A 17,639-nucleotide genomic window follows, 5' to 3' on the forward strand; every position below is an offset into this window, starting at 1 on the left:
TTATCGTATCCAATCGCGCCATCATTTCGCCTTATCCTATTCCCCTTTCCGGCCCTTTTTTCTAAAAGCCAGGAAAGGGGATTTATTCTAGATTATATAATGTATATACGCCTTGAATATGCTCCATTTTCATCTGCTTCATATGTACGCCTAAGCCATGTTCTCGATCCCAGGAGCAACTAAAATTCAAATACAGTTCATCCTTTGCCGATGAGTCGGAAATCAGTATAGACATAAGCTGTATTCGATCCAACAATTGTTCCGGTCGCTCCACATAAGGCGCATATTCATCTGGGTCCTCTCCCCATGTACTGTAAGCATTCCGGTACTTTTCCACTATGCCAGCATAATGATGATGTATGGACTCCAACACTTGAGGATGAATAGTTGACGAATATTCCATATACTGCTCCCATGTCTTTTTTTGCAACTGTGTAGGTTCTTCTATAGTCTGTGCCTGTTCTTCGGAGTCGGCTCCCACGATAAATTCGACTTCTACTTCCGAGGGCTGCCCGCAAAAATTAACATGTACTACACCACGCAGAACAATCTCCTCAGATACATCCCAAGACTCATCATCCTGTTCCAGTTCCATATACCAGTGTTTCCAATCCACCCTTTACCACCTCTTCATAAAAAGTAATCTTTAACCCTATTGAATACTTTACAATCTATCATTTTAATGAATGAAATTAAAGCGGCAGCCTATTGGGGCTTCCAGCCAGATTTCGAGGAATTTCCAAATGAAACTACTTTTTTCTACAACATTCGCTATTCAATAAAGCCTTCAAGAAAGAAAATCTGCCCATTTCGGCACAAATATTTTATTATTAAAAATTTAGTACCTTGCATTAATCAGTACATGATGTTAAATTATACCTGACTACTGTTCTATAATTAGTACCCGTGACAAATTATGCACAAACACACGTTTCTTCCCCTTATTCCGAACGACACCTATGAATCATTGATAACATCCAGGAAGGGAGCACCGCTCGTGAATGTGAACATCCAATTCAAAAAAGGGGTACTGGAACTGTGCGTTCTAGTTCTAATTGGACGCAGAGACCGTTATGGCTACGAGTTGGCTCAAGCCGTCTCCCGTCATATTGAAGTAGCTGAGGGAGCCCTATATCCACTGCTTCGCCGTCTGGTATCAGAAGGATACTGCACAACGTATTTACAGGAATCGACCGAGGGGCCTCCCCGTAAATATTATCGGCTGACTGATACTGGAAGCCATTATACAAAAATACTTACGCGGGAATGGAATGATTTTGTCCATCATGTCACAAGCCTACTGGAGGAAGGAAATTCCGATGAATAGAAAACAGTTTCTTACAGAGGTGGAGCAGCGTCTTTCTCCTCTCCCTGCAGAGGTACGCAATGAGCTGCTTAGTGATTTGAGCCAGCATTTTGACTACGGGTTGGTTAACGGCAAAAGCGAAAGTGAGATTGCCAATGAGCTGGGTAACCCAGAGGATATTGCCCGAGAAGCATTGGATGATCCCAATGCAACCTGGAACGCTTCTCCTCCGCTTCGCCAGGGAAGCTTCGCACGCAATCTTTTTACTTTCTTAGGGCTGCTGTTTCTTAACTTGCTGATCTCCATCCCGATTATGGCTACCCTATGGGTAGTATGGGTTTCATTGACCGTGGTAGCGGTCAGCTTCATTGCAGCCCCCCTTCTCGCCGTTACTGATTATGCGCTGAACAGCACCTTTTACCCGGCCAAATTCTTTTTCTCTATCACGTTGACGGGTATAGGTCTATTGCTGCTGCCTGGAGTACGTTATCTCTTACTCCTTATGGTCAAAGGCACAGTACGATACTGGAAATGGAATCAGACTACCCTGAGGGGAGCTTACTAACAACATGAATAAAAAGTGGTTTATTGCAGCAGGCCTGTGCATTGTGATCGGTGTAGCCGGAATGGTGGCTTACGGTGCCCCATGGAGTCAACAAGTCATGAAGGAAACAACTGCGATTAACAAAAAATGGACGTTCACACGTGGTCAGCTACAGAAGCTGAAAGTGGACAGTTCTGATGATGTCTCTATTTTGTTTACTCCCGGCTCTGGCGACCAAGGTACGATACGCATTAGTGGAGAAGTTCAGACAAAGGTAGCCGACCAAATTCATAATGCCCGAATTGAGAACGGTAAGCTTACGATTCAATCGGAGCCGGCCGCTTCCTTGTCATTTCTTTCGATCACCCCTGATTTAGATCAAACGATTACCGTAGAGATGCCCTCCGGCGAAACACTAACTGACCTACAGGTAGATGCACATTCAGGGAATGTAAAACTTCAAGATGCCTCCGTGCAGAATACTTCCATCACCGCTACTTCAGGCACTGCCGAGATTACAAACCTCCAAAGTACCCACCTGATCGCAAATTTAACATCCGGCAATTTTACAGCCAGTCAGCTTGCAGCAGATATGGAGTTGAAGCTTACTTCAGGCGATGTTACCATCCGCGATTATAGCGGTAATGGCCTTATTTCCCTAACCTCAGGGGAGACAAATATTACGCAACGTGCCGTAGCCAACTTGGAAGTGAATGCTGATTCTGGTGACGTGAAGATTAAACAAGCTCCCGATTTTAAAGGTGTTTATAATGTCCACTCTGACTCTGGGAGTATAGATACTCCCGAATCTGTTCCCGGTAGTGTGAACGTGATAAAGGTAGAAACCACCTCAGGGGATATTAATATTTCCAAATAGGAGACCTCTAGATGAATACCTCATCAGAGGCGAAGTTTGGTTCAATGAGTTTAACCTTGTATAATGTAACCATGTGCTCACATGCACAATCACGTTATGGAGTGAAAAGGAGGAGACTGGATGGAACTTAAGAATAAAACAGCCATTATTACAGGAGCCAGCAAAGGAATCGGTAAAGCAATTGCCGAAACTTTAGCCAAGGAAGGCGTTAACCTGGGATTAATCTCACGAACATTGACTGACCTGCAAAAGCTGCAGGATTCGCTGGGGAGTACATACGGTGTGAAAGTGGTGAGTGCTGTTGCAGATATATCGGATCGCGCACAGGCCGCTGCCGCTGTAGCTTCACTGGAACACGAGTTGGGCGCTGTCGATATTTTGATCAACAATGCAGGCATTGCTACCTTTGGCACAGTCGCAGATATGGACCCCGAAGAGTGGGAACGTATTATTCGCGTAAACCTGATGGGAACCTATTATGTCACACATGCTGCTCTTCCAAGCATGCTGGCACAAAAGAGCGGAAACATTATTAATATCTCCTCGACGGCAGGAGAACGAGGTTTTGCAACAGGCTCGGCATATTGCGCATCCAAATTTGCTTTGATGGGCTTCACGGAAGCACTGATGCAGGAAGTTCGCAAATCCAATATTCGTGTCACCGCGCTGACTCCAAGTACTGTCAATACAGAACTGGCGGCAAACGCAGGATTGTCTATTGGTGATGAGGATCGCATGCTTCAACCGCAGGATTTGGCCGATCTGACATTAGCCGCATTGAAACTGCCTCCACGGGTTCAATTAAAAGTAGCCGGTATTTGGACAACCAACCCACAGTAATTCGACATGACATCTTAGATTCATTGGCTGTACAATGCTCCGGCAGACGTAATTGTTCGTCATGCCGGAGCTTTTTTTTCAGCATAGCTATACCAAAACAAACTGTAATATAAGCGCTTTGTACTTCCAGCATATATACATACAATTCCTACAACTATAAGCGCATTTCAGGAAAGGGGAAAAATGATGAAGAATACAGGAATGACACGGCCATTAGACCATTTGGGCCGCATTGTGCTGCCCAAGGAGCTGCGCAATTCTATGAATATTAATATTGGAGATGCCCTCGATTTTTTTATTACCCCAGAGGGACTGATGATTCGCAAGTATACGGGGGTTTCTTGCTATTTTTGTGGTGCCGTAGATCATTTGAGCTATTTTAGGGATCATCTGATATGTAAAAGTTGTATTGAAAATCTGAAGAGCGATAATCCTTCCAGTCATTTGAATGAATCCCGTCCTGTCCAGCCCAAGAAAAGAAGGAGTTACAGAAATCAGAATGATCTCCTGAATAAACTAAAACAGCTCATGCAGGAGCATCCTAATGTATCTCAAAAAGAATTAGCCGAAATGCTCGAACTATCCCAAGGACGCGTGTCGCAGCTTAAAAAGCTACTTCTTTAAATCATCCGACCCGATCTCGTATGTTCTAATTAACAAAAAAAGAGCCTGACGGCTCTTGGATCATCATCGTTACGCAATGTCGGACTGCTCTATAACCGGGACCCGATAGGCCAGCAAGGACTCGTCTATTACGGCAGAAATAAACGTTGCTTCTATTTCAGGCACCAATCTAAGCGCATAATTCCATGCGTTTTCTTCAATTTGCAGCGCAAGTCGTTGCCGGGTCCCTATCCCGTTCTCTTGCTCCAACGCATCGGAGAGGTCCACTAATTCCGTATCGGCGGCGTGCCCGATCTCATGTGCAAGCACAACCGTAAAATACTCCTCAACTCGATCAACGCTGCCGAACATCTGTACACACTGTGTTTCAATAACATCCGTATACATGGTAATGGCGTGAGCATTCATAGCATATTTGCCCCCAATCAGCCTTCCACCAGGAAAACGTTTCTCCAGCTTGACTGTCACACCTATAGCAGCCCGTTCCAACAGCTCAGCGACAATGCGCTCTGCCTGATTTCTTTCCAACTTAGCTTCGCTCCTCAAACCAGGATATATAAAGTTATATTTACTTTAAACTTATGAAATCATGGATGTGTTCATACCATATACAGTACGATATTATACCTTTTTACAAAGGAGAATACCATGTCAGAAGATTATTATATAGGTTGGGGAACGCTTGCCCTGATTAATGCCGGCTTGGCACAGTCCAAAAATCGGAGCGGGCTAAACTGGTTTCTGCTCTCCCTATTAATAGGGCCACTGGCTACACTATTTATCGTTGCATGGGATAAGCTGGAGTCCTAATCCAGCCATTAGGTCATTCCCATCGTTATCGTTATCCGGAATGAAAAGGGCAGCCTTGGCGCTTCTGCTGAAGCACTGTGTCTGTTGCTGTACTAGTAGCCTGTCTCGACGTATACGGCTTCTCTTGAACTCCGAAATTTGGCTTCACAAGCCGATTATCATAGGAGCTATGAAAAATATGCGTTGTCGCCGGGGATAGCGGGGGGATCAGCCATGTCCAATTGCCTGTCAGCGCGCGCCCAGCCTTGGCTTCTCGTTCCTCAAACAGCTGAAATTGTGCCGCTGCGGTATGGTGGTCGACAATGCTGACTCCCGCTTTTTTAAAAGAATGCAGCACAGCAATATTCAATTCCACCAGCGCCCGATCACGCCAAAGCGTTGTTTCACTCGTCGTATCGAGTCCCATCAGCTTAGCCACCTGTGGCAACCTATTATAGCGGAAGGTATCCGCAAAATTACGGGCGCCGATTTCTGTTCCCATATACCAACCGTTAAAGGGAGCCGCTGTATAGATGATACCGCCAATCTCCAGCGTCATGTCCGCAATCATAGGCACGGCATACCAACGTAATCCCAAGGAAGCGAAACCCGAAAGTTCTGGATGCTCAATGGCTACCTCCATCACCAAATGTTCAGGAATATCAAATAGCTCTGGAGACCGTCCGCCTGCTTCCACAACCAGTGGCAATATATCAAAAGGAGTCATCGCCCCTTGCCAGCCCATGTCTTTACAAGCATTGGTAAAATCCACCGAGATCGGGTCCCCGATGATCCCTTGATCGGTTTCATATCCAGCGTAACGAATGAGTTGATGGTTCCAGATGCGAATATTCGGCTGCCCCGGCTTGGAGGCGCGAAATACAGTAAGCGTTGGCTTAATTTTACCGCCATTCGTTCCTATGCGTATATGTTCCAGTAGCTCGCTGACCACCTCCGTCGCATCTGATGCGCCCCGCGCATCCCTGACTAAAAGCTTGTCCCAAAATAAGCGCCCGATGCAACGATTGCTATTGCGCCAAGCCATGAGCGCTCCGTGTTCCAGCTCTTCGTAAGTATGATCATACGTTCCCGTAGCCTCTATGTCGTAACGAATATTAAGAAGCCGGGCTTCCGCTTCATCGCGGCTTCGGCCCAGCTCCTCATAACATGTATATATAAACTGCTCCGCTTCATGCAAAAGCTGTTGTTTTACTTCCATATCATACACCCCATCCCGGCAGCTCCATGACTCGAGAGCCCGTGGTCTTCCACGCCTTCTCGTCATTATACTCCTGTGGCAGACTGGAACCAACGGGATGTGTATCTTGTTCACCTGATCTCCATATACATGGAAATATACACCAATTAATTATCCCAAATACGCACTCAGCATCCAGATATGTTTATCCATTGCTTCTCTCAAGCCGTTAAGAAGATCCTCTGTCGCTTTATCCTGTGCTGCTTCCGCTGCTTCCATCCCATTAGCCAGTTCAACAGTGATGGTTTTAAAATCAGCAACAACGGACTTCACCATATCGTCAGCTGTCTGTTCACCTGCGGACTCCTGAATAGCTGAAAGTTGCAAATGATCCTTCAAGGTCGCAGCCGGACGGCCACCAATAGCCAACAAACGTTCAGCAATCGTATCTAGATTAGCTGTTGCTTCATTGTAAAGCTCTTCAAATTTAGCATGCAGTGTGAAGAATTTAGGTCCTTTCACATACCAGTGGAAATAATGCAGTTTCGTATACAATACAGACCAGGTAGCTACCTGACGATTCAATGCCTTGTGCAATTCTTGAATAGCCTCTTGTGTAGGTGCGTTCGTATGATTTAATGTACTCATGTTAAAATCCCCTCTCGTTTTCATTCAAAATATAGTTGGTGTAAAGCTTGGATACTCGTTAACAGTAGTGTCTGATTTTCTTCAAAATCCCATGCGTGAATCCAATAAATATTTATTAATTAATTTAGACTTAATCTAAATCCTGTTTTAATTATAACACTGTGTCGATGTTTTTCAAGTCTTTATTCGGTTTAAATCATGAAGATTACGTGAATTGATTGTAAATCAAACTCTATAGGCAATAGGATATCCAGAATCAAGACTTATTTATCTTTTATACATAGGTTACATCAATAGGAGTAAAGAAGATGTTAATTTTGTCTGCTAAAGTATCTGTATTGTAGGCAAAGTCCATAACCTACTACCTCATACCTAGCCACGACAAAAAAGAGCCGGCCCGTAAGAGGGTCGGCTCTTTTATTATTCTTGCATCTCTGAAGGTTCCACGATTAAGGATACAACCTTGCCAGCATTTACATCAATCAGGCCGTGATCGGTAATTTTCAAGGCCGGGCTGACCGGCAAAGAATGCGTACTCAGCGACATGATTGGATTGTAATGGCGGTAGCCCAGCGACAGCAAGGCTGAACGAAGCTCCTTCACATGGGCCGCAACCATTTCCAGCGGTCCTTCTGTTAAAATCCCGCCTACGGTTAACGGCAAATGGGACAGCACCTTGCCATTTTCAACTACGCAAAAGCCACCTTGGCTGGATAGAACCGTATTCGCAGCCAGTATCATATCTTGCTTGTTATGCCCTACGACCAGCAAGTTATGGTTATCGTGCGAATAGGTGGTTGCCACTGCCCCACGTTTAATCGTATCTCCCCCGATCAAACCGTAAGCACGGTTGCCATTCTTTCCATACCGTTCAAACGTAGCGATGAGTCCATGTTCACCATGTTCCCATACCAGTTCACCCTGCTCCACATGTGCAGGTGCAATCCGTTCGCTCGTAAAAGTTGAGCCATCCTTGACCATCATAATACGACATTGATGTGTGCCATCAGCTACATCCATCTTTACCGTAAAATCCTGCTCCGTGAGCGGATTGAGCTTCACACTTTGATAAAAATGGGCGGGGAAGCGGCTTTTTATCGGTGCTTGATGGTATTCCTCGAACTTATCGAATACCTTGAGTCCGTCCTTATAGACTTGCTCCACATCAAATTGACCAAGATCGGACAGCAGTACAAAGTCAGCTATTTTTCCCGGTGCAATTGTTCCGCGGTCATGCATTCGCATCCGTGCAGCAGGAGTAAACGTAGCTGCATAAATGGCATCCTCAGGCTTCATGCCCATTCCGATTGCTTTACTTACAATATGGTTCAGATGCCCTCGCTCTACGAAAGAGTCTGGCATGACATCATCCGTTACGAAGCAAAAATGCTGTGCCACATCTTCCTGAATAAGATAGTCCATCACTTCAGGGGTCATGGATTTTTCTTGGATTTCAATAAACATTCCGGCAGCCATCCGCGCCTTCATACCTTCAATACTTTGGTGAGTATGGTCCGAGCCTATTCCCGCATAGATCAACTGATGCAGGTCCAGATCAAGTAGCTGCGGCGTATGGCCTTCAATGATCAGCTCCGGGTAGTGCTCACGAACATGGCGTAAGATGCGATTCGTCTTGCTCTCCGGATCACGAATGACATCCACATAGTTCATAATTTCACCCAGACAGATCATTTCGCCGGTTTGCAGTAGCGCATCAATCTCGGGAATACCAATCTCGCCCCCTGAGGTTTCGAGCGGCGTTGCCGGGACAGAGCTTGGAATGCCGTAGAACATATCAGCCACGCAATCTTTGCTGGCTTCCATCATTTCCTGAATGCCTTCCAATCCGAAAACATTCGCCATTTCGTGCGGTTCCGGTACAATCGTCGTTACCCCATTGCGAATCAGCCCATAGGAAAAAGTCGCCGGTGTCACCATGGTACTCTCGATATGCAAATGAATGTCGATCAGGCCGGGAATCATATATTTCCCATGCCCTTCGACAATTTCAGCAGCCTCGAAAGACTCCAGACCACGCTGACCGATATACATAAACTTGCCATTAAGTATAGCTACATTACCTTCTTCGAACGTCTTGTAGTAACTGTTATACACCTTAACTTGTAAAATCATTTTGTCTGCACGCATGATGTATCTCCTTCATCGAACCCGCTGATTATTGGACCAGCACCATTTTATCTGCCGGAAAATGCAGGGTAACCCGTTGACCACTCAGGTAAGGCGTATCCATTTCCTGATTAGCCGTAAAGTTGCCTTTCGCCGTTTCTACCACGTACTGATAGCTACGCCCCAGGTAAGTACTTACTTTAATAATACCGGGAAGCTCATTTTCCCCTGTCTCGTTGCCTTCTGTTCGAATGACCAAATCATCCGGGCGAATAGCGCCCTGACGAGCACCCGGTTGGGCAGTACCCTGATTACGCGCTACGCCGAACGAAAGATCGCCTGTATTCAGTCGAATACGATCCCCTTCTTCAGTACGCTCGTCAAAACTCAGAAAATTATTAAACCCAATAAAACGGGCGACAAATTCGGTCGTCGGATATTTAAAAATGGTCGATGGAGCATCTAATTGTTCGATGTTCCCCTTATTCATAATCGCAACCTGGTCAGAAATCGAAAAACATTCCTCCTGATCATGCGATACATACACAGTAGTGATGCCCAGTTCCTGTTGAATACGGCGGATTTCCACACGCATATTTACACGCAGGTTAGCATCCAAGTTACTCAGAGGTTCATCAAACAACAGCAGATCGGGTTCAATCACAAGCGCTCGCGCAATCGCAACACGTTGACGCTGTCCGCCTGACAATTCACCGGGGAAACGTTTTTCGAATCCCCCCAGGCTAACCGTATCCAGCATGGCCATAACGCGGCGTTTTACATCATCTTCCTTTACCTTACGTAACCGCAGACCAAAGGCAACATTATCAAAAACGGACAAATGCGGGAAGAGTGCATAACTTTGGAATACAAAGCCGAAGTTCCGTTTATTTACCGGAACCCGAGTATAATCCTTATCGCCAAACAAAAATGTTCCTTGTTTAGCTTCGAGAAATCCTGCAATGAGACGAAGTGTGGTCGTTTTGCCACAACCACTCGGTCCGAGCAACGAGAGCAATTGCCCCCGCTCGAGCTGCAAATCGAAATCCTGCAAGATCAGTTGGTTGTCATAAGCGACCGATACGCGATCCAGAGTAAGCAGTGCCATAAGGTTGAAGCCTCCATTACCTTTTAGTGAAGTAAGACAATCCCATCAGTCGTTCAATCAAGAACATCAGGATACCGGTTAAAATCATCAGCATAACCGAAATCGCTGCAATCGTCGGGTCAAAATAATTTTCGACGTAAGTCAGCATTTGAATGGGCAGGGTGCTGAAGCCCGGTCCTGTCATGAAGACGGAGATGTCGACATTGTTGAATGATTCCAGAAAGGCAATCAGGATAGCCGCAATAATACCTGAGCGGATGTTGGGCAGAACCACCTTGAAAAAGGTTTCCAGCCGTCCAGCCCCCAAACTAAGCGCTGCTTCCTCAATCGCAAAATCAAAGTTAGACAAACTGGATGCAATGACTCTAATAATGAACGGCAACATAATCACCGTATGTCCGATCAATAGTCCAGCATATACTGGTAAATGGTAAACAATGATCAAATAGCGCAGCAGTGTAAAACCAAGAACGATACCCGGTATAAGCAACGGGGAAAGGAACAAAGCATTCAGCGCATCCTTCCCGCGAAACGAAAAGCGACTAAGTGCATAGGCGGCAGGCATACCGATCAGCAGTGCCAAGATGTTGCCTAGCAGAGAGACGACAATGGACGTTTTGAACGTGGACATAAACAAATCCACTTCAAAAATATTTTCATACCAGCGCAAAGAAAAGCCCTGCGGAGGAAATTTTAATACCGTGCCCGGCTCGAAAGAAGTGACCGATATGATCAACAGCGGACCGAGCAGAAAGATGAAGACCAGCAGGCTAAAGAAGCCTAGTCCGTAATGTTTCTCCCGCATATCCACCTACCCCTTCGGATTGAGTTTATGGGCCGCCTTATTTAAGAGACCGACCACGATAAATGTAATAACAATCATAATTGTTGCAATAACAGAAGCTAAAAACCAGTCGTTTAGCGTCATCGCGTTCTGATACAAAAATGTAGCGATAACCCGCTGTTTTCCTCCAAGTAGTGCTGGTGTCGTATATGCAGTCAGGCTGCCTACGAAAACGAGAATGCTTCCAATGATCAGGCCCGGCACAGACAGCGGAAATACGATTTTACGAAATGCGCTGAATCTGGAAGCCCCGAGGCTCTGAGCAGCATGAACAAGATCACCGTCGATATTTTCGAGCACACCAATCAGTGAAATAATCATCAGTGGTAAAAACAAATGAACCAGACCAATAATCATCGCTGCCGGGGTGTACAAAATATTCAGCGGTTCATCTACAAGTCCTAAACCGATGAGCACGTTATTTAACAGCCCCTTGCGACCCAGAATGACCATCCAGCTGAATGACCGCACCACTGGACTCGTCAATAAGGGAAAGATAGCCAGCGCAAGCAAAATACCTTTACGACGCGGGGCCTTTTGCGAAATATAATAAGCCGTCGGGAAGCCGAGTAATACGCACACGAGTGTCGTTACGACACTGACTTCCAGCGTAGTCAGCAATATTTTCAGAAAATAAGGGTCCTTGAAGAAATGGAGATAGCCTTCTAGGGTGAATGAGCTGTTCTGTACGAAGGTCGAACCGATCGTCAACACAATCGGAATGACCATGAACACCGCCAGAAAGAGCAGACCTGGCAGCAGCAGCCAATACAAGTATGTTTTCTTCATGGGTAGCTCCTTGCGGTTATCGAAATGTTATTCCTTATTCAGCACCTGGATGAACAGCTCCAGAAAAGCTTTGCTGTCCACCTGTTCGCACACATTCATATTGGGGCTATGATTGAGGCGGTTCTGCACATCGCCCACCGTTTGTCCGTCACATATGCGACTGGAGGTTTCCACGTCGACATACAACGACGAGGTATCTACTAACCTCGAATTTAATGCGACACCTACGGCAAGCGGGTCATGAAGCGCACACGCTTTTACCCCGTTGCGTTCTTCATAACGCTTGGTATAAACAGCCGTACTTTCAGCTACATAATTACGAATTGCAGGATGGGACAGACGAGCAATATGATCGGCAGTCAGCAGAGCCTTCCGTGTTACATCCAGTCCCACCTGTATCAACCGACCAAATCCTGCATGAAATACGATCCGTGCGGCTTCAGGGTCAGCATACATGTTGTACTCCGCTACAGGTGTAATATTGCCGCACCCGTGAATAACACCGCCCATAAAAATGACCTCATCGACGTGATCCGTCAGTTCGGGACACTTCAGCAGCGCCAGTGCCAAATTGGTGAGCGGCCCGGTGCAAATGAGCGTCACTTCCCCCCGGTGAGCCATCACGGTATCAATGATGATATCTGGCGCAAAACCTTCGGATGCAGACATCGCTGGGATTACTCCACTCAATGCACCTCCAATGCCGTCTTCTCCATGGACACGGTGCTCGTGCAGACCTTTACGTATTAAGGGAGCCTCCGCCCCCCGATAAACCGGAATATCCGGTCTATCCAAAAGGTCGAGGATTTTGCATGTGTTCAATGTTGCTTGTTTAAGTGAAACATTACCGCATACTGTAGTAATCGCTCGGATATCCAACTGACCACTTTTGGCGGCCAGTAAAATACCCAACGCATCATCAATGCCCGTATCTACATCTAATATAACCTTTTTCATTATTGTGCTACTTCCCGGTTCCAGCGATCTGTCCATGCCTTGATATGATCGTTAACGAACTTCATATCCAGCTTGGTCAACTTGTTCACTACTTCTGTACCGTACGTAATTCCTTCAGTATCCGCACCGGACAGTACCACCTGCGTGTTCACCGGAGAATCAACCTTCGCCTTGGCGGATTTTTCTTGAACTTCCTTGCTCAGCTGCCAGTTGATAAATTCCTCAGCCAGCTCCTTCTGGTCGGAGCCTTTCACTACATTAATCGTGTTCATGACTGCGTAAGCACCTTCACTAGGAGCTACAAATTTCGCTCCTGGCACAGCCGCCTGCAAATCTTTGAAGTACATTTCCATGATCGGACCGCCCGCAATTTCTTGTTGACTAAACATGTTCACAAACTCGGACGTTTTGCTATAAAACTTAACGATATTCGGACTCAGCTCTTTCAGTTTTCCGAAGGCTTGGTCTTCATTAAACTCCTTACTACCCGCTACTTTGGAGGCTGCATCTACCATCATCGGTCCGGCAGTCGCCGTAATATTCGGCAAAGTCACGTTTCCTTTGAACTCAGTTCCCCACAGGTCAGCCCAAGAGGTCACATTCTTTTTCACCAGCTCCGGATTATAGGCAATACCGAGACGCCCGACCGTATAAGCAGGACCATACTCCTCACCCAGCGGCGCTTTGGCAATATCATAAATTTGGTTCAGGTTCGGCACCTTGCTGCGATCCAGCTTCTCAAACAATCCCTGTTGGATTCCCTGTTGAGCATAATAATCAGACAGATAAATCAGATCAACGTCTGTGCTGCCTTGACTGATTTTGTTCAACCGTTCCGCGTTATTTCCAATTTCGACCACGATGTCAACGTTATGTTCTTTTTCAAAAGGCTCGTACACTTCTTTGTTAAAAAAATCCTCGGAAAAGCCCCATGTGGAAATAACTAGTTTCTTTTTCCCATCAGCTGAACCATCTTTTCCATCTGCCTGACCGCCAGTAGCATTACTGCCGCAACCTGCCAGTACCACGGATGCCAAGGTCACAGCCATAAACCCTTTAAACCATTTTTTCATATGAAACTCCCCCTATTTTTTTATTATGCACACCTTATGACACAAAAAAGAAAAGTACTCTTGTAAAACAAGAATACTTTTCTTCGTAAACAAAGAATAAGTTGATCCCGCTGCGCGTTATAACAGGTTCTCCCCTCAGATAGATCCGAAGCGAAAAGCCGAATATCCAATTTTATTAGGATTCTTTCAGTATGATGTTCGTAATTGCCCACTGCGTTGCTGAATCATAATCACGCAGTAAAGCTTCTATATCGAGCTCCATATCCTCAATCAGCTTCTCGCGAAGTCTCTTCTTGTACAGCATGGACATTCGGAAATCCACTTCCAGCTTCAAGCCGGGGGCTTCCACTTCCAATGCCGCCGAGCGTGGAGAACGCCGGTGCTTCGCCACAAAGGTAACAATGTTGTTCTCAACGGTGGCCCGCAGTAGCGTGGTCCCGAAGCCGAACAGTTCCTTTGAAACTTCATTGTAAATCTGGCACATCCGCTTCTTGCTTTCGTTACTGTCGAGCAGCGTCATGAACCCACCCTCATCAGCATATTACGTACAATCAATCTTTCAACACGATAGATTATACATAAATATGCGATAAATAGCAAACAAAAATCCCTAATCTAATAACATATGATGCGAAAAAGCGAACAATATGTCGAACTTTGTAGCTTTTCAACATTTTTACACTTTTTCGTCTAACCCTTAAGTTTTCGAACACTGCTATATTCCCCGCAGGAAAATTAAAGTAGACTACAAAGTCGTTACCGTCACCTCTCTGGAAGAATATTTTTTTTCTACTACTATATATGTAGTTTTTATTTAAACGCATTTAACCGTACCCCGCGGGAGCCCCCTAGCGATTGTACGGTTTTTTATGTTATGTAGCTGACTGGCCAGATGGGAACCCCTTCAAGGAAAAGCCGATTGAATCCACGAGGACACTACAAGAGTAGCTGGCCACAGCAGCATAAAGTTAGCTATGATATACGCCTTTTTAAAAGCATAACGATGATAAAAATACCAACAGCTCCATGAGATAAATACTCCTATCGGGTAGCTCATTATGACATAGGCAAAAATATAACTGATGAGATAATCTCCAGCTGTTGGTGCATCGAAAGAAAATGCGACCACCATCAGCATGGCCGGATAGGCAAATAGCGTTAAGCCATAAACGATATTCAATATAAGTAAAATGACAAATGCATTTTGATCTTTCATGATGTTCTCCTAACTATTGCAGTCCACCTGTATCACCATTGTGCAGCCCGTTTGCGTCTCTCCTCACGCCGATCAGCTTCTTCCATTTTCCGAATATAACGTTTCAACTGCTCTTTATGATCGTCCAATTCTTGTATTCGTACCGTGGTTCCTTGGAGAAACGTCTCCATTTTACGTGTTAATTCAGCAGCCGATTCGCCCCTCCAGTCTTGCAGACGACCATATATATTTCTCATCTGCTGCTCCTGATGCTGAAGTCTTTGCTTTAGCTGCTCGCACTGCTGTACAGCCCTACGCAGATCCCCCAGGCTCAAAGATATTCTACTCATCTCTTTTGCCTCCCGTTGTGTTCTTCCAGCTGCTCTTTTTATTGATCCACCATCGTAAATTCCTGGCCCTTGCGATCGATATACTCTGCTATCTCTGTAATCGATTCCTGATACCAACGATTGATCCGATCCAGTGTTGCCGTTGCACTATGCGCAATTGGGGTCAAAGACTGACTTTCACTTGTCCCGATATGAGCCTGAAATAACTGGATGGATGCTCGGGTATCGCTAGAAAATCCATGCAGGCTGGAACGCATCTGGTTAGCCGCATGCTTTAGCTCCTCAGGTGTTAATTGAATTGTACCCCCATTTTTGTTGCCTACAAAATATGCACCGCCATTGGAGCGACCATTCTGTTGTCCTACTCCAAGGATATTCACTCCCAGTGCATTAGCAGCAAACTGCCCGAAGGCCCCCATTTGTCCACCGTAACGTTCAACCAGATCGCCCATGACTTCCTTGAGCTCTGCTCGCGCGGCCAGCATCTGCTCGTATGCCTGCACCCGTGGGTTACCTTCCACCAATTGACCGTCCATGGTGTACAGTGGATTGCTGATATTGCCGTTTTCATCAAATGTGAAATGATCCATGCTATGCGTCGCTTCTCCAAATACCGAATTATAGAACTTTGTAATCGGATCTTGCTGCATCATAGGCAACGTAATCGGGACATACACAATGGGAGACCATTTGGGTCCCAAAAAAAAGTTAGCCCACTTATTTTCTCTTTCGACTGGTAATGAAACAGGAATAGTGATTTTGGCTTTATTAGCCGTCTTATAATCATTGTCTATAAAGTAGGTTGTGCCCACATGTGGCTGTGCATCATTAGCTCCCGAACCGATAGTATCTTTCGGATTGACATAAGCGACATTCGTCTTTCGAAAATCGCCATTTTCCACCTTCTTTTGAAGATCATCCGGTAACAGATGTACAATGCTTGGTGGATTATAAGCGACTGATGTCAGTCCGTTCCGCACCGCCACATATTCTGCCTCCGCTCCTCCCAGAGAATGGCCTGTGGTCGTTATTTCAGCAGAGGGATACTCTTTTTTTACCACATCATATAGATTCTCAGCTTGTGTAAATTGATTATTCTGGTACTTCCCCTCATATTGAAGAAATGCGCTTTGCACTTGTGGTGGGAGTTTAGCCACCTCTGCCTTATTATTTTCATAATATTGATGGACTTCTTCCAACGTTTTCGCGCGTCCTCCGACGACATCGTTGAAATCCGTTCCCCAGTCCATCGCCACGCTCCACTTGGGTCGATTCGGAGGTTCTGTCCCCCTATAACCGATGATCACCTGGTTGGTTTTTTCGTTATGGAACACAGTCGCATCGAATCCAGAACCGTTCGTGTCATGCAGCATAGCTCCTTCAGGTTCAACAATCTTCCAGTCAGGAAGAATCCTGCTTTTAGAATCTTTAGCAGTCAATTCTCGGTCATACACTTTATCTGCAATGGTCCAATATGTTTTATCGTTAATGTAGGTCAAGTTATTCCCACCTTGTCTATTGTGTAAATATATTATAGAGTTATGAAAAAAGGTGATTACCAGAAAAGGAGAATTGTAACTTGAACAGAAAAATCCCACTGATTCTGGCACTTATTTTAATTGTTATGTATTTAGGAGGGTGTTCCAGTTTGTCGGACAAAGATAAAAAAGAATTAGTAGACGTTGCCATCCCTATCGGCGTGGAGTTCATTAAAGAACACTATAATGCCGAATTCATATTAAAGGATTATGCTGTGGATGATCCTGCTGTCCACTCCAGACTGTATCTGTATGGGTACATTAAAGGCCACGAAGACGACAAAATCACCATCTACTATAATTATAAAACTAAAGAAGTGATCGACGTCTCTGGGCCAGATTGGTTTATCGACAGTGAAGTCCCCAAATACAAGACCCCTTCTTCCTGAGAAGGGATACTCATCGAGCATCTCACTCTCAACATATTTGTAATCTATATTAAAGTCTAATTTTTCCCAAATTAAGAAGTAGTATAATTATAGTGCATCCTTTTTGCGAGCGATATAGCCGAGAGGAAAAATAAGTATAAAGTCATTGGATACAGTATATCTGGTCACAGTACATAGTTTATGTAGAATAGGTCTTTGTAACTGTATGTTAGGTGAAAATTGCATAGATGAACACCATTTTTAATTTGTACTATTATAAAGAGTATGCAATGACAAATGTAGTTAATAAAATTCACCTTTACGGCTACATAACAGTGCTAAAAGGGTATAGATCATCAAACTCAAATAAGGCTCCTTAGGAGTCGTCAGATTGTCGAGAAACCCCGTCTTTTGAGACGTGGGTTTCTTTTTCTTTACATCATAAGGCTCTGGTCTCTGGAGAA

The 17,639-nt window shown here is 45.1% G+C and carries 21 protein-coding genes; 7 read left to right on the forward strand and 14 right to left on the reverse strand.

All coding sequences use genetic code 11. The annotated features are described in order from the left end of the window. Positions 1-82: 82 nt before the first annotated feature. The gene (locus tag NLX78_RS12640) at positions 83-616 is read right to left on the reverse strand and encodes a DUF6985 domain-containing protein (protein WP_254350569.1); all 534 of its coding nucleotides are present in this window, start codon (positions 614-616) and stop codon (positions 83-85) included. A 381-nt stretch (positions 617-997) separates the two neighbouring features. Between NLX78_RS12640 and NLX78_RS12645 the strand changes: the two genes are divergently transcribed. From NLX78_RS12645 to NLX78_RS12665, 5 genes are all read left to right on the forward strand, one after another. Continuing rightward, positions 998-1,327 carry a PadR family transcriptional regulator gene (locus NLX78_RS12645; protein WP_254350570.1) on the forward strand — a complete coding sequence of 110 codons (330 nt, stop codon included), beginning with the start codon at positions 998-1,000 and terminating at the stop codon, positions 1,325-1,327. Further along, a complete protein-coding gene (locus NLX78_RS12650; protein ID WP_250260190.1) occupies positions 1,320-1,871 on the forward strand; it encodes a DUF1700 domain-containing protein in 552 nt (183 codons plus the stop codon). The genes NLX78_RS12645 and NLX78_RS12650 overlap by 8 nt, the downstream gene beginning before the upstream one ends. A 4-nt stretch (positions 1,872-1,875) precedes the next feature. Then, positions 1,876-2,727, forward strand: coding sequence for a DUF4097 family beta strand repeat-containing protein (locus tag NLX78_RS12655; RefSeq protein WP_061830482.1), 852 nt, complete (start codon positions 1,876-1,878; stop codon positions 2,725-2,727). A 120-nt stretch (positions 2,728-2,847) separates the two neighbouring features. Continuing rightward, complete coding sequence (locus NLX78_RS12660; RefSeq protein ID WP_061830484.1) at positions 2,848-3,567, forward strand: 3-ketoacyl-ACP reductase; 720 nt, start codon at positions 2,848-2,850, stop codon at positions 3,565-3,567. Positions 3,568-3,753: 186 nt separating this feature from the next. Then, entirely contained in the window at positions 3,754-4,191 is a 438-nt protein-coding gene (locus NLX78_RS12665) for an AbrB/MazE/SpoVT family DNA-binding domain-containing protein (RefSeq protein ID WP_061830486.1), read from the forward strand. Positions 4,192-4,260: 69 nt separating this feature from the next. On the opposite strand, the gene NLX78_RS12670 is transcribed toward NLX78_RS12665, so the two are convergent. Beyond that, the gene (locus NLX78_RS12670; RefSeq protein ID WP_061830488.1) at positions 4,261-4,719 is read right to left on the reverse strand and encodes a hypothetical protein; all 459 of its coding nucleotides are present in this window, start codon (positions 4,717-4,719) and stop codon (positions 4,261-4,263) included. Between the two features lie 120 nt (positions 4,720-4,839). Between NLX78_RS12670 and NLX78_RS12675 the strand changes: the two genes are divergently transcribed. After that, positions 4,840-5,001 (forward strand): hypothetical protein, encoded by a 162-nt coding sequence (locus NLX78_RS12675; RefSeq protein WP_013312451.1) that lies wholly within the window; start codon positions 4,840-4,842, stop codon positions 4,999-5,001. A 31-nt stretch (positions 5,002-5,032) separates the two neighbouring features. Here NLX78_RS12675 and NLX78_RS12680 read toward each other — a convergent pair whose 3' ends face one another. The 12 genes from NLX78_RS12680 to NLX78_RS12735 form a co-directional block, all read right to left on the reverse strand. Further along, the gene (locus NLX78_RS12680) at positions 5,033-6,199 is read right to left on the reverse strand and encodes a nitric oxide synthase oxygenase (RefSeq protein WP_254350571.1); all 1,167 of its coding nucleotides are present in this window, start codon (positions 6,197-6,199) and stop codon (positions 5,033-5,035) included. 150 nt (positions 6,200-6,349) lie between these two features. Beyond that, positions 6,350-6,826, reverse strand: coding sequence for a Dps family protein (locus tag NLX78_RS12685; RefSeq protein WP_254350572.1), 477 nt, complete (start codon positions 6,824-6,826; stop codon positions 6,350-6,352). A gap of 420 nt (positions 6,827-7,246) precedes the next feature. After that, the gene (locus NLX78_RS12690) at positions 7,247-8,974 is read right to left on the reverse strand and encodes an adenine deaminase C-terminal domain-containing protein (protein WP_069290620.1); all 1,728 of its coding nucleotides are present in this window, start codon (positions 8,972-8,974) and stop codon (positions 7,247-7,249) included. A 28-nt stretch (positions 8,975-9,002) separates the two neighbouring features. After that, positions 9,003-10,061 (reverse strand): ABC transporter ATP-binding protein, encoded by a 1,059-nt coding sequence (locus tag NLX78_RS12695; protein WP_061830494.1) that lies wholly within the window; start codon positions 10,059-10,061, stop codon positions 9,003-9,005. Positions 10,062-10,077: 16 nt separating this feature from the next. After that, positions 10,078-10,866, reverse strand: a complete 789-nt coding sequence (locus NLX78_RS12700) for an ABC transporter permease (RefSeq protein ID WP_013312456.1) — start codon at positions 10,864-10,866, stop codon at positions 10,078-10,080. Between the two features lie 6 nt (positions 10,867-10,872). Then, positions 10,873-11,694 carry an ABC transporter permease gene (locus tag NLX78_RS12705; RefSeq protein WP_013312457.1) on the reverse strand — a complete coding sequence of 274 codons (822 nt, stop codon included), beginning with the start codon at positions 11,692-11,694 and terminating at the stop codon, positions 10,873-10,875. A 27-nt stretch (positions 11,695-11,721) separates the two neighbouring features. Beyond that, positions 11,722-12,651 carry a nucleoside hydrolase gene (locus NLX78_RS12710; protein WP_254350573.1) on the reverse strand — a complete coding sequence of 310 codons (930 nt, stop codon included), beginning with the start codon at positions 12,649-12,651 and terminating at the stop codon, positions 11,722-11,724. After that, positions 12,651-13,724 carry an ABC transporter substrate-binding protein gene (locus NLX78_RS12715; protein ID WP_254350574.1) on the reverse strand — a complete coding sequence of 358 codons (1,074 nt, stop codon included), beginning with the start codon at positions 13,722-13,724 and terminating at the stop codon, positions 12,651-12,653. The genes NLX78_RS12710 and NLX78_RS12715 overlap by 1 nt, the downstream gene beginning before the upstream one ends. A gap of 175 nt (positions 13,725-13,899) precedes the next feature. Then, positions 13,900-14,244, reverse strand: a complete 345-nt coding sequence (locus NLX78_RS12720; protein WP_013373571.1) for a hypothetical protein — start codon at positions 14,242-14,244, stop codon at positions 13,900-13,902. A gap of 384 nt (positions 14,245-14,628) precedes the next feature. After that, positions 14,629-14,940, reverse strand: coding sequence for a hypothetical protein (locus NLX78_RS12725; RefSeq protein WP_254350575.1), 312 nt, complete (start codon positions 14,938-14,940; stop codon positions 14,629-14,631). A gap of 32 nt (positions 14,941-14,972) precedes the next feature. After that, entirely contained in the window at positions 14,973-15,269 is a 297-nt protein-coding gene (locus tag NLX78_RS12730; protein ID WP_014278615.1) for a WXG100 family type VII secretion target, read from the reverse strand. A 38-nt stretch (positions 15,270-15,307) separates the two neighbouring features. After that, positions 15,308-16,768 (reverse strand): lipase family protein, encoded by a 1,461-nt coding sequence (locus NLX78_RS12735; protein ID WP_254350576.1) that lies wholly within the window; start codon positions 16,766-16,768, stop codon positions 15,308-15,310. An 80-nt stretch (positions 16,769-16,848) separates the two neighbouring features. Between NLX78_RS12735 and NLX78_RS12740 the strand changes: the two genes are divergently transcribed. Next, positions 16,849-17,196 (forward strand): hypothetical protein, encoded by a 348-nt coding sequence (locus tag NLX78_RS12740; protein ID WP_254350577.1) that lies wholly within the window; start codon positions 16,849-16,851, stop codon positions 17,194-17,196. The last annotated feature ends 443 nt before the right edge of the window (positions 17,197-17,639 follow it).

Source organism: Paenibacillus sp. Lou8.1, from assembly GCF_024213565.1.
Taxonomy (GTDB): Bacteria; Bacillota; Bacilli; order Paenibacillales; family Paenibacillaceae; genus Paenibacillus; species Paenibacillus polymyxa_B.